Origin of the sequence: Pseudomonas sp. F9001 (assembly GCF_013385435.1) — a bacterium.
Taxonomy (GTDB): Bacteria; Pseudomonadota; Gammaproteobacteria; order Pseudomonadales; family Pseudomonadaceae; genus Aquipseudomonas.
The window spans coordinates 124,332-136,761 of sequence record NZ_JACAPX010000015.1 but is presented as its reverse complement, the minus strand read 5'-3'; the positions used below and the strand labels follow the sequence as shown (position 1 = coordinate 136,761).

The following is a 12,430-nucleotide window of genomic DNA, read 5'->3' as shown; positions in this document are numbered from 1 at the left end:
ACGTGAGTTAAGCCTCGCGCATTAACCTGTGGCGAGGGAGCTTGCTCCCGTTGGGCTGCGAAGCAGCCCCGGCAAGAACACGGGGTTCTTTCAGACAGAACTCGGGGCAATGGATTTGGGGCCGCTGCGCGGCCCAACGGGAGCAAGCTCCCTCGCCACAATGAGCTTTCAAGCCACACGCTTACGTCCAGCCTGGAATCAACCGCGCTGCGCTTCCGCCTCTTCATGGGCATGGCGCAGCCGCTCACGGCTGTTGGTCAGGTGCAACCGCATGGCCGCCCGCGCCGCATCCGAATCCTGGCGCGCGATCGCCTCATAGATCTCTTCGTGTTCGCGGCTCAGGCGGCTCATGTAGTGCTGCTGGTCATCATGGGCCAGGCGTGCCGAGTTCAGCCGCGTGCGCGGAATGATGCTGGTGCCCAGGTGGGTCATGATGTCGGTGAAGTAGCGGTTGCCGGTGGACAGGGCAATCTGCAGGTGGAACTGGAAGTCCGACGCCACCGCATCACCGGCGTGGGCCGCACTTTCGTTAAGGGCATCGAGGGCAGCACGCATGCCGGCCAATTGCTCGTCGCTACGACGCTGGGCGGCGAGCCCGGCAGACTCCACTTCCAGGCTGATCCGCAGTTCAAGGATGGCCAGCACATCACGCAGGGTGACGACAGTGGCCGGATCAATCCGGAAACCGCTGGGGCTTGGCGTATCCAGTACAAAAGTGCCTATGCCATGGCGGGTTTCTACCTGCCCGGCGGCCTGCAATCGCGAGATGGCTTCACGCACCACGGTGCGGCTGACCCCATGGGCGTCCATGATCGCCGACTCGGTGGGCAGTTTGTCGCCACGTTTGAGTTGGCCGTCGCGGATCTGCTCGGACAACACCGTGACCAATTCCTGGGCAAGGCTGCGGCGCTTGCGGGGAAGACGAGGGGCGGCGCTGGAGTTTTCCATGATGAATCATCTATCTCGGCGATCTGAAGCACGCATGATAGCCCATGGCGGTTGTACGATCACCGTCCTGTCATGACTTTCATCTATAACGGCCGGGGTTTTCGCCAGGCAAAAAAATGCCCCGGCATCACCGAGGCATTTTCAACGCTGGCCCGAGGGCCCGCGCCTTGTTACTTCACCACTTTCAGACTCGGCCGACCGCTTGGACGCGGTGGCTCGGAATCCGGCGGCGGCACATCATCTTCGCCTTCGAGCTCGATCGCTTCGTCATCCTCAAGGGAAGACTCCAGATCAAACACCATGCCCTGGCCATTTTCCCGGGCGTAGATCCCGAGGATGGCACCGATGGGCACGAACAGCGTATGCGGCACACCGCCGAAACGCCCTTCAAAGCTGACCGCTTCATTGTCCATGTGCAGGTGTCGCACGGCACTGGGTGAAACGTTCAGGACGATTTGTCCGTCACTGGCAAAACCTTGCGGTACCTGAACCGCGGGAAACTCGGAATTGACCAGCATGTGCGGGGTGCAATCGTTGTCCACTATCCACTCATAGAGCGCGCGGACCAGGTAAGGTCGACTGGAGTTCATCAACGGCTCCTTAAGCCTTAGCGCATATCGCGTTCGACACCAGACAGACTCGCCTGGAAAGCCTCACGCGCAAACTGGCGCTCCATGTAGTCAAGCAGCGGCTTGGCAGGCCGCGGCAGTTCTATGCCCAAAATCGGCAAGCGCCAGAGTATGGGTAATAGGCAGCAATCCACCAGACTTTGTTCCTCGCTGAGGAAAAAAGGTTTGTCGGCAAACAACGGCGAAACACCGGTCAGGCTCTCGCGCAATTCCTTGCGCGCCTGAACCCGGGCCGCTTCCTTGCTGCGTGAATCCAGAATCAGGTCCACCAGGCCACACCAGTCACGCTGGATCCGATGGATCAGCAGGCGGCTGTTGGCACGCGCCACCGGATACACCGGCAGCAACGGTGGATGGGGATAACGCTCATCCAGGTATTCCATCACCACGGTTGACTCCCACAACGCCAGGTCACGATCGACCAGGGTGGGCAAGCTGCCGTAAGGGTTCACTTCGATCAGTTTCGGCGGGTGACGTCCCACCTCCACACTGATGATCTCTGCGCTGACACCCTTCTCTGCGAGCACGATGCGTACTCGGTGGGAATAGTGGTCGGCGGGGTCGGAGTAACAGGCCAACCGATTGGTCACGCCCATGGCGGTCCTCCTCGCTTGTTGAAATTATCGGAAGCTCAAAAACGAGCGCGCCCAGTGAGCATCTCCGTGATGCCTGGATAAACCAGACTTACCTTCAGAGATGCCGCTGGGCGCGCAAGATTAACAGCAATTACTTACGGTTGGATCAATGCACATCCTTCCAGTATTCGCGTTTCAGCAGATAGGCGAACACGAAGAAGAAGGCCAGGTACAGCAACACATAGGTACCAATGCGCTGATGCTGCAGCTTCACTGGGTTGGCCGAGTAGGCCAGGAAGGTCACCAGATTCTTGACCTTCTCGTCGAACTGCTCTTCGTTCAGCGTGCCGGTCTTCGGCACTATGGTCAGCTGATCGCACGCTTCATGAGTCAAAGGCGTACCGGTGAGCGGATCATACTGCTTCTTGCCGTCTTCGACGATTTGTACTTGCTTGCATCCTACCACTTGGCGACCTTGCAGGCCGACCAGAACGTTAGGCATACCGACGTTCGGGAACACTTTGTTGTTCACGCCGTAGGGACGCGTCGGGTCTTCATAGAAGGATTTCAGGTAGCCATAGAGCCAATCGGTGCCACGCACACGGGCCACCAGGGTCAGATCGGGCGGTGCAGCCCCGAACCAGGTCTTGGCGTCGGCCGGTTGCATGCCGATGGTCATGTGGTCGCCGATCTTCGCCCCGGTGAACACCGAGTGGCTCAGCATCACGTCATGGGGAATGCCCAGGTCGTCGGCCACTCGCTCGTAACGCTGGAACTTGGCGCTGTGGCAGCCCATGCAGTAGTTGGTGAACGTACGCAGCCCGTCCTGCATTGCGGCTTTGTCCGACACGTCGATGTCGACTTTTTCCAGTTCTGGGCCGTGTTCAGCGGCGAAAGACAGCAGCGGCAGGGCCGCAAGAATGAATGCAACGAATAATTTTTTCATCAGCCAGTCACCCTTTCCGGTACCGGTTTGGTCTTCTCGAGCCGGGTGTAGAACGGCATCAGAATGAAGTAGGCGAAGTACAGGAAGGTGCAGACCTGCGACAGCAACGTACGCTCCGGGGTCGGCGCCAGTACGCCCAGTACACCCAGGATCACGAACGCAATGCAGAACACCCACAGCCAGATCTTGCTCAGCCAGCCCTTGTAGCGCATGGACTTGACCGGGCTACGGTCGAGCCACGGCAGCACGAACAGCACCGCAATCGCTGCGCCCATGGCGATAACGCCCATGAGTTTGTCGGGAATCGCCCGCAAGATCGCGTAGAACGGAGTGAAGTACCAGACCGGGGCAATGTGTTCCGGGGTCTTGAAGGCGTTCGCCTGTTCGAAGTTCGGTTTCTCGAGGAAATAACCGCCCATCTCCGGGAAAAAGAACACGATCGAGCAGAAAATGAACAGGAACACCACCACACCGACGATATCTTTCACGGTGTAGTACGGGTGGAACGGAATGCCGTCCAGTGGTACGCCGTTTTCGTCCTTGTGCTTCTTGATATCCACGCCGTCGGGGTTGTTCGAACCCACTTCGTGCAACGCCAGGATGTGCAGCACTACCAGGCCCAGGATCACGATCGGCAAGGCCACCACGTGCAAGGCGAAGAAGCGGTTCAGGGTGATCCCGGAGATCAGGTAGTCACCGCGAATCCACTGGGTCAGGTCGTTGCCGATGACCGGGATCGCACCGAACAGCGAGATGATCACCTGGGCGCCCCAATAGGACATCTGGCCCCACGGCAGCAGGTAGCCCATGAAGGCCTCGGCCATCAGTGCCAGGTAGATCAGCATGCCGAACACCCACACCAGCTCGCGGGGCTTCTGGTACGAACCGTAGAGCAGGCCACGGAACATGTGCATGTAGACGACGATGAAGAACGCCGAGGCGCCGGTGGAGTGCAGCAGACGCAGGATCGAGCCGTACTCGACGTCGCGCATGATGTATTCGACGGAGGCGAAGGCTTCTTCGGCCGACGGGGTGTAGCTCATCGTCAGCCAGACACCGGTAACGATCTGATTGACCAGTACCAGAAGTGCCAGGGAGCCAAAGAAATAGAAGAAGTTGAAATTCTTCGGTGCGTAATACTTGCTGAGGTGGTCTTCCCACATCTTGGTCGCGGGGAAGCGCGCATCCACCCAATCCATGAACTTGCTCATCAGGCTTTCTCCCCCTCGTCGACGCCAATGACAATGACACTGTCAGTCTCGTAGTGATGTGGCGGAACTGGCAGGTTCAGTGGTGCAGGTTGTGACTTGTAGACGCGGCCAGCGAGGTCGTAGTGAGAACCGTGGCACGGGCAGAAATAGCCCCCGACCCAGTCCTTGCCCAGGTCCGCGGGCGCCACTTCCGGGCGGAAGGTGGGAGAGCAACCCAAGTGGGTGCAGATACCGATCAGCAGCAGAATTTCCGGCTTGATCGAGCGAATTTCCTTATCGACGTAAGCGGGTTGGTCGGAATTCTTCGAGTCGGGGTCGGACAGCTGGCCCTCGATCTTCTTCAGATTTCCCAGGATTTCCTCGGTACGACGAACGATGAACACTGGCTGACCGCGCCATTCAGCAATCATTTGCTGGCCTGGATCGATCTTGCTGACATTCACCTTCACCGGTGCACCTGCGGCTTTCGCCTTGGCACTGGGAAACCATGACCCCACGAACGGGACCGCAGCCCCCACCGCTCCTGCAGCACCCACCACGGATGTGGCTGCTACCAAGAAGCGACGCCGGCCTGCATTCACGCCGTCATTGCTCATTCAGTCCTCTCCCATCAGCTTTGTGGCCTGTTAAATCAGGCGTCTACTAAGTGTTAAATCTGAACTTATAAAAATTTTGCCGAATGGTAATGAAAAGCCCCACGTCTGACAAGGTAATTACCCCCGGCACTGGCTCCAAGCCTTTGAGTATAGGGGCTCTACGGATGTGGCAAGTTGTCACACAGATTTTTTTACATAAATAGCAGGCAATAAAAAACGCCCAGCTCCGTGAGGAGGCTGGGCGTTTTCTGGAACGTAAAAGCGAATTAACGCTTCGAGTACTGCGGACGCTTACGCGCTTTACGCAGACCAACTTTCTTACGTTCAACTTCACGAGCATCGCGAGTCACGAAGCCAGCTTTGCGCAGAGCGCCACGCAGGGTTTCGTCGTACTGCATCAGAGCGCGAGTGATACCGTGGCGGATTGCGCCAGCTTGACCACTTACACCGCCACCGATAACGGTGACGTAGATGTCGAACTTTTCAACGGTCTCGGTCAATTCCAGCGGCTGACGAACTACCATGCGGGCAGTTTCGCGACCGAAGAAATTTTCCAGAGTGCGGTTGTTGATCGAGATGTTACCAGTACCCGGACGCAGGAAAACGCGAGCGGTAGCGGTTTTGCGACGGCCAGTGCCGTAATTTTGAGTCGCCGACATAATGAACTATTCCGTTAAAACTTCAGTTCTTGGGGCTGCTGAGCAGCATGAGGGTGAGCAGCGCCCGCATAGACTTTCAGCTTGCGATACATGTCGCGACCCAGTGGGCCCTTCGGCAGCATACCTTTGACCGCGATTTCAATCGGGGCTTCAGGCTTTTTGGAGATCAGGCCTTCGAAGTTCGAAGACTTGATACCGCCTGGGAAACCGGAGTGACGGTAGTACATTTTGTCTTGCGCTTTGTTGCCGGTAACACGTACCTGCTCGGCGTTGATGATGACAATGTAGTCACCGGTATCAACGTGAGGGGTGTACTCAGGCTTGTGCTTGCCACGCAGACGGCTGGCGACTTCAGTGGCCAGACGACCCAGGGTCTGACCAGCGGCGTCGACGACAAACCAGTCGCGCTGAACTGTTTCTGGTTTTGCAGTAAAAGTTGTCATTCTTTAATAGCCTCAGGGGCCGCCCTGTAAATTAGACGGCGGATCTTACTGAATAGTGCGTACTTTGACAAGTCAAAGGCAGCCGGATACAGACGCTATCGGGGGCTCGGGTCGGCGCGTCCGTTCAACGGCAAGATTCTTCGGCAGGCGGCGCATCACTTCCACTGCAGAAAGAGGTGGGCAATTATGCAGATTGCCAAAAAAATTTCAACCTGCTTTTATGATTGTTTTCCCCGAAGGAGTACCCGATGGACTATCGACAGCTGGGCCGAACCGATCTGAACGTGAGCGCGATAGCCTTGGGCACCATGACCTGGGGCGAGCAGAACAGCGAGGCAGAGGCCTTCGCACAGATCGAACGGGCCAAGGCCGCGGGGATCAACTTCCTCGACACCGCGGAAATGTACCCGGTGCCGCCCAAGGCCGACACCTACGCCACCACCGAGCGCTACATCGGTAATTACTTCAAAAGCCGCGGCGACCGTGCCGACTGGATCCTCGCCAGCAAGATCGCCGGCCCCGGCAACACCATCGACTACATCCGCGATGGCAGCCTCAAGCACGACCGCAAGCACATCGCCGAAGCCCTGGACGCGAGCCTCAAGCGCCTGCAAACCGACTGGATCGACCTCTACCAGCTGCACTGGCCGGAACGCAGCACCAACTTTTTCGGCCAACTGGGCTACAAGCACAAGGCCGAAGAAGACCTGACACCGCTGGAAGAAACCCTCGAAGCCCTGGATGAGCAGGTCAAGGCCGGCAAGATCCGCCACATCGGCCTGTCCAACGAAACCCCGTGGGGCACCATGAAGTTCCTGGCCCTGGCCGAAGCCCGTGGCTGGACCCGCGCGGTGTCGATCCAGAACCCCTACAACCTGCTCAACCGCAGCTTTGAAGTGGGCCTGGCGGAAATCGCCATCCGTGAACAGTGCGGTTTGCTGGCGTATTCACCGCTGGCGTTCGGCATGCTCAGCGGCAAGTACGAAGGTGGCGCACGCCCGGCCAAGGGCCGCCTGAGCCTCTATAGCCGCTTCAGCCGCTACTTCAATGCGCAATCGGAAGCTGCGTGCAGCCGTTATGTGGCACTGGCCCGTGAGCACGGCCTGGACCCGGCGCAGATGGCATTGGCGTTTGTGACCCAACAACCGTTCGTGACCAGCAACATCATTGGCGCCACGACCCTGGAGCAGCTGGACAGCAACATCGCCAGCGCTGATTTGAAACTGTCGGATGAGGTGCTGGCAGGGATTGAGGCGATTCAGAAGGATCATCCGAATCCTGCGCCTTGATTGATCTCTAGACCGCCTTCGCGAGCAAGCCCGCTCCCACATTCGACCGAGTTCCACCTTTGGAATGCAGTCGAATGTGGGAGCGGGCTTGCTCGCGAAGCGGCCCTCAAAAACACCAAGAATTCAAAGCGCCCGCGCAATAATCTCCTTCATGATCTCATTCGTCCCCGCATAAATCCGCTGCACCCGCGCATCTGCCCACGCCCGCGCAATCGGGTATTCCCACATAAACCCATACCCGCCGTGCAGTTGCACACACTCATCCAGCACCTTGCACTGCAGGTCCGTGGCCCAGTATTTGGCCATCGCGGCCGTGGGCACATCGAGCTTGCCTTCCAGGTGCAACTCCATGCACTTGTCGACAAACACCCGGCCGATCTGGGTTTCAGTGGCAATCTCCGCCAGTTTGAATCGGGTGTTCTGGAAGTCGATGATCGCCTTGCCGAACGCCTTGCGGTCCCGGGTGTATTCCAGCGTCCATTGCAGCGCCGCCTCGGCTGACGACAACGCGCCAATCGCCACCGTCAAACGCTCCTGCGGCAACTCCTGCATCAGGTAGGCAAAGCCCATCCCCGCCTGGCCCAGCAGATTCTCCTTGGGCACCCGCACATCCTGGAAGAACAGCTCCGATGTATCCTGGGCCTTCATCCCGACCTTCTCCAGGCGCTTGCCCTTGTCGAAACCCGGCGTATTGGCCTCCACCAGGAACAGGCTGGTGCCCTTGGCGCCGGCCTTGGGATCGGTCTTGGCCACGACGATCACCAGATCAGCCAGGAAGCCATTGGTGATGAACGTCTTGGAGCCGTTGATCACGTATTCATCGCCATCCAGCACCGCCGTGGTCTTGACCCCTTGCAGGTCGGACCCGGCCCCCGGCTCGGTCATGGCAATCGCCGTGACCATTTCCCCGGAGATCAGCTTGGGCAGGTACTTGTGCTTCAGCGCCTCACTGCCGTAATGCAGGATGTAGGGCGCAACAATGTCCGAATGCAGGGAGAAACCAATCCCGGTCAATCCCAGCCGGCTGATCTCCTCGATCACCACCGCGCTGTAGAGAAAGTCCGCCCCGAGGCCGCCGTACTCTTCCGGCAAATGCGAGCAGAGCATCCCCGCCTCCCCCGCCTTGTTCCACAGGTTGCGGTCGATGTAGCCCTGCTTTTCCCATTGCCCGTGGAACGGCGCCGCGTCTTTTTCGAGGAAGGTGCGCACGCTCTGGCGGAAGAGTTCGTGCTCCGAGCTGAACAAGGTTCTGGGAATCATGGGTCACCTGTGTGAATTGTCGGACAAGACCGGGATCACAGAGCCTAAGCCGCGAAGGCGTCACAGGACACTGGACACATGCGACAAAAAATAAGACGATCCAGCCGTCTGGTGACCACTTTCCCCTATAAGAATAAATGAAATTATGTCTAACCAAATCTCCACGCCCTTGCGGCGCGTCAGCATTTTGGCCATTGATCGGGTATTCGCTTCAACCCTCATGCAAGCCAAGGATTTCTTCCACCTCGCGAGCCTGCGCTACGGCAAACAGCTGGGCCAGGGCCTCACTCCCGCCTTCGAAACCCGCCTGGTCAGCCCCGACGGGCAGTCGGTGCGCAGCTTCAGCGATGTGATCATGCCGGTGGACGGCGGCCTCGAAAACGCCGACATCATCGTGCTCCCGGCCTTCTGGGACGATTTCGACTCGTTGTGCCAACGCTACCCCCAAGTGCTGCCCTGGCTGCGCGAACAACACGCCCGTGGCGCGGTGCTGTGCGGCGAAGCCACCGGGGTGTTCTGGCTCGCCGAAGCCGGCCTGCTGGATGGCAAGGAAGCGACCACCTATTGGCGCTTCTTCAACGCTTTCACCGAACGCTTTCCCAAGGTGCAACTGAACCAGGACAAGCACCTGACCGACGCCGACAACCTCTACTGCGCCGGCGGCACCACTTCAGCCTGCGACCTCTACATCTACCTGATCGAACGCTTCTGCGGCGCCAACATCGCCCAGGCCGTGGCCCGCGACATCCTCTACGAAGTGCAACGCAGCTACGCCCCCGGGCGCATCGGTTTTGGCGGGCAGAAGCTGCACCAGGACGTGATCATCCTGCAGATCCAGCATTGGCTCGAAGAGCACTTCGCCGACAAGTTCCGCTTCGAAGACGTGGCCCGGGAACACGGCATGAGCATCCGCAACTTCATGCGCCGCTTCCAGACCGCCACCGGTGACAAGCCGCTGCACTACCTGCAACGGTTGCGCATCGAGACAGCCAAGGGCCTGCTGTCCGGCAGCCGCAAAAGCATCAAGACCATCAGTTACGAGGTGGGCTACGACGACGCGAGCTTCTTTGCGAGGCTGTTCCGCCAGCATACCGAGCTGTCGCCCAACCAGTATCGCCAGCAGTTCCAGCAGGCCGCGTAACCAAAGGGTATACGCAGTAAAAATGTGGGAGCTGGCTTGCCTGCGATGGCAGCGTGCCAGGCACCAGAGGCATTAGCTGACAGACCGCTATCGCGGGCAAGCCCGGCTCCCACAGTTGCTTTCTGTTGACCTGGAAATTTTGCATAAAAAAAGGCCCGCATCGCTGCGGGCCTTTTTCATTTCAAGCACATCGCTTACGGCTTGTGCGCCCGCGACAGGAACTCGTGGGACTGCATTTCCAGCAAGCGGCTCAAGGTGCGCTGGAATTCGAAGTTCAAGCGGCCGCCGGTGTAGAGGTCCTTGAGCTCGACTTCCGCCGAGATGATCAGCTTGACGTTGCGGTCGTAGAATTCGTCGACCATGTTGATAAAGCGCCGCGCGATGTCGTCGGTGGTGACGCTCATCTGCTCGACACCGCTCAGGATCACCGCGTGGAAGATCTTGCCCAGTTCGATGTAGTCGTTCTGGCTGCGAGGGCCGTCGCACAGTTCGCGGAATTCGAACCAGGCCACGTCATCGCAGGTACGCAGTGCGATGATTTCGCGGTTTTCGATGATCAGCTTGTCGTTTTCAATCGCCTGGGTGCATTCCGGCGTCAGCGCGCGGAAGCTCTTGCGCAGGCTTTCCTGGGCCACTTCATTGAGCGGGTAGTGGAACAGTTCGGCTTGTTCAAGGTGACGCAGGCGGTAGTCGACGCCGCTGTCGACGTTGACGATGTCGGTGTTCTGCTTGATCAGGGCGATGGCCGGCAGGAAACGTGCACGTTGCAGGCCGTCCTTGTACAGGCCGTCGGGCACGATGTTCGAGGTGGCGACCAGGGTCACGCCGTTCTTGAACAACTCTTCCATCAGGGTGCCGAGGATCATCGCGTCGGTGATGTCGGACACGAAGAACTCATCGAAACAGATCACCCGGGCTTCTTCCGAGAAGCGCTTGGCGATGATGGTCAGCGGGTTCTTTTCGCCCGGCAGGGTCTTCATCTCTTCATGCACGCGCTTCATGAAGCGGTGGAAGTGGGTGCGGACCTTTTCCTTGAACGGCAGCGCTTCGAAGAAGGTGTCCACCAGGTAAGTCTTGCCCCGGCCAACACCACCCCAGAAATACAGGCCCTTGACCGGCGTGTGGTCTTTCTTGCCAAACAGCTTGCTGAACATGCCCGGCTTGTTCTGCGAGGCCTGGACCAGATCGTCGTACAGGCGCTGCAAATGGCGCACCGCAGTTTCCTGGGCAGCGTCATGGAAGAATTCAGGGCGTTTCAGATCAGCTTGATATCGTTCTAGGGGCGTCATAATTCGTTAGCAAGGCAACAAAAACGGGCCGCCACTGTAACGACGGCCCTGAAGAATGGCAATCACCCCTTGGTCGGGTCAATCCTCGATTGGGGTCAACGCAACGCGCAAGGCTTCGATCGCCGCATCCCGCGAGGCGCTGTCGGCGAACGCCGGGCTATCGGCGACGACTTCACCGTCCAGCCACACGCTGAAGCTCGAGGCTTCACTGCGTACATCCAGCGCCTGACCCGATTGCAGCTGCTTGGTTACGGCGCCTGCGGTTTTACCGTCGGCAAAGTTGCGCGACAGCAGCAGTTGCTCGCCTTCGGCCGCCAGCAAACGGAAGCGGAAGCTGCCGTCGTCTTCGCGGAAGCTGACAAAGCGCGCGGCTTTCGCAGCTTTCTTCTTGGTGGTGGCAGCAACGGCGACCGGGTTGACGAACGAGCGCAGGCCCACCGCTTCACGCAGTTCGGCCAGGAACGGTGCAGCCACGGCGCGGGCTTTGCGGGCGCCGACCAGCAGCAGGTCTTCCATGTCCGACGGGCGCGACATCAGTTGGTGATAACGCTCGCGCGCTTCACCCAACTGGCCGTCCAGCAGTTGGAACAGACGGTTCTTCGCCTCGCCCCAGCCCAGGCCCTGCAGCAGATCGCCGCGGAACTCTTCTTCCTGGGCCTGGGTGGCAAATGCCTGGTACAGGGTGAACAGGTGCGAGTTGTCCGGATCCTTGGCTTCGCCCGGCGCGCGGGAGTCGGTGACGATCCGCGAGATCGCGTCCTTCATGTCCTTGGCGCTGGTGAACAACGGGATGGTGTTGTCGTAGCTCTTCGACATCTTGCGGCCATCCAGGCCCGGCAAGGTGGCGACGCTTTCTTCGATCAGCGCTTCGGGCATGGTGAAGAATTCTTTACCCTTGCCGAACAGGTGGTTGAAGCGCTGGCCGATGTCGCGAGCCATTTCCACGTGCTGGATCTGGTCACGACCGACCGGCACCTTGTGGGCGTTGAACATCAGGATGTCCGCGGCCATCAGCACCGGGTAGCTGTACAGGCCCATGGTGATCCCCGCATCCGGGTCTTCGCCGTTCTCCAGGTTCTTGTCCACCGAGGCCTTATAGGCGTGCGCACGGTTGAGCAGGCCCTTGGCCGCCACGCAGGTCAGCAACCAGGTCAGCTCGGGGATTTCCGGGATATCGGACTGGCGGTAGAAGGTTACCCGGTTCACATCCAGGCCACCGGCCAGCCAGGTCGCGGCAATTTCCATGCGCGAGCGCTGGATGCGCTGCGGGTCATCGCACTTGATCAGGGCGTGGTAGTCGGCCAGGAAGTAGAAGGAGTCGGCGTTGGCGTCCTGGCTGGCAAGGATCGCCGGGCGGATCGCGCCGGCGTAGTTGCCCAGGTGCGGCGTGCCGGTGGTGGTGATGCCGGTGAGGATGCGGGTACGGGTCGTCATGGGTGATCGC

At 59.2% G+C, this 12,430-nt stretch carries 13 protein-coding genes; 2 read left to right on the top strand and 11 right to left on the bottom strand.

The genetic code is table 11. The features are described 5' to 3' along the window. Positions 1 to 198: 198 nt before the first annotated feature. The 8 genes from HX818_RS17200 to rplM form a co-directional block, all read right to left on the bottom strand. Positions 199 to 948, bottom strand: a complete 750-nt coding sequence (locus tag HX818_RS17200) for a FadR/GntR family transcriptional regulator (RefSeq protein ID WP_008437251.1) — start codon at positions 946 to 948, stop codon at positions 199 to 201. 170 nt (positions 949 to 1,118) lie between these two features. Then, a complete protein-coding gene (locus tag HX818_RS17195; protein ID WP_003216051.1) occupies positions 1,119 to 1,538 on the bottom strand; it encodes a ClpXP protease specificity-enhancing factor in 420 nt (139 codons plus the stop codon). Positions 1,539 to 1,555: 17 nt separating this feature from the next. Further along, entirely contained in the window at positions 1,556 to 2,173 is a 618-nt protein-coding gene (locus tag HX818_RS17190) for a glutathione S-transferase N-terminal domain-containing protein (protein ID WP_003216049.1), read from the bottom strand. A 145-nt stretch (positions 2,174 to 2,318) separates the two neighbouring features. Beyond that, on the bottom strand, positions 2,319 to 3,098 hold the full coding sequence (locus HX818_RS17185) for a cytochrome c1 (protein ID WP_003216044.1): 780 nt from the start codon (positions 3,096 to 3,098) through the stop codon (positions 2,319 to 2,321). Next, positions 3,098 to 4,309, bottom strand: coding sequence for a cytochrome bc complex cytochrome b subunit (locus tag HX818_RS17180; protein WP_003216042.1), 1,212 nt, complete (start codon positions 4,307 to 4,309; stop codon positions 3,098 to 3,100). The genes HX818_RS17185 and HX818_RS17180 overlap by 1 nt, the downstream gene beginning before the upstream one ends. Beyond that, positions 4,309 to 4,905: a ubiquinol-cytochrome c reductase iron-sulfur subunit gene (petA, locus tag HX818_RS17175; protein ID WP_003216040.1), complete on the bottom strand. Its 597-nt coding sequence runs from the start codon at positions 4,903 to 4,905 to the stop codon at positions 4,309 to 4,311. The genes HX818_RS17180 and petA overlap by 1 nt, the downstream gene beginning before the upstream one ends. 266 nt (positions 4,906 to 5,171) lie before the next feature. After that, on the bottom strand, positions 5,172 to 5,564 hold the full coding sequence (gene rpsI / locus HX818_RS17170) for a 30S ribosomal protein S9 (RefSeq protein ID WP_003216038.1): 393 nt from the start codon (positions 5,562 to 5,564) through the stop codon (positions 5,172 to 5,174). Positions 5,565 to 5,578: 14 nt separating this feature from the next. Then, positions 5,579 to 6,007, bottom strand: a complete 429-nt coding sequence (rplM, locus tag HX818_RS17165; RefSeq protein ID WP_003216032.1) for a 50S ribosomal protein L13 — start codon at positions 6,005 to 6,007, stop codon at positions 5,579 to 5,581. A gap of 248 nt (positions 6,008 to 6,255) precedes the next feature. Between rplM and HX818_RS17160 the strand changes: the two genes are divergently transcribed. Next, positions 6,256 to 7,296, top strand: coding sequence for an NADP(H)-dependent aldo-keto reductase (locus HX818_RS17160; protein ID WP_177020451.1), 1,041 nt, complete (start codon positions 6,256 to 6,258; stop codon positions 7,294 to 7,296). A gap of 123 nt (positions 7,297 to 7,419) precedes the next feature. Here HX818_RS17160 and HX818_RS17155 read toward each other — a convergent pair whose 3' ends face one another. Then, entirely contained in the window at positions 7,420 to 8,556 is a 1,137-nt protein-coding gene (locus HX818_RS17155; RefSeq protein WP_003216028.1) for an acyl-CoA dehydrogenase family protein, read from the bottom strand. 220 nt (positions 8,557 to 8,776) lie between these two features. Here HX818_RS17155 and HX818_RS17150 point away from each other — a divergent pair, with 220 nt between their 5' ends. Further along, positions 8,777 to 9,697, top strand: coding sequence for a GlxA family transcriptional regulator (locus tag HX818_RS17150; protein ID WP_173406101.1), 921 nt, complete (start codon positions 8,777 to 8,779; stop codon positions 9,695 to 9,697). 194 nt (positions 9,698 to 9,891) lie between these two features. Here HX818_RS17150 and zapE read toward each other — a convergent pair whose 3' ends face one another. Further along, the gene (zapE, locus tag HX818_RS17145) at positions 9,892 to 10,986 is read right to left on the bottom strand and encodes a cell division protein ZapE (protein ID WP_003216025.1); all 1,095 of its coding nucleotides are present in this window, start codon (positions 10,984 to 10,986) and stop codon (positions 9,892 to 9,894) included. A gap of 78 nt (positions 10,987 to 11,064) precedes the next feature. Beyond that, on the bottom strand, positions 11,065 to 12,420 hold the full coding sequence (locus HX818_RS17140; RefSeq protein WP_177020450.1) for a tryptophan--tRNA ligase: 1,356 nt from the start codon (positions 12,418 to 12,420) through the stop codon (positions 11,065 to 11,067). Positions 12,421 to 12,430: the final 10 nt, after the last annotated feature.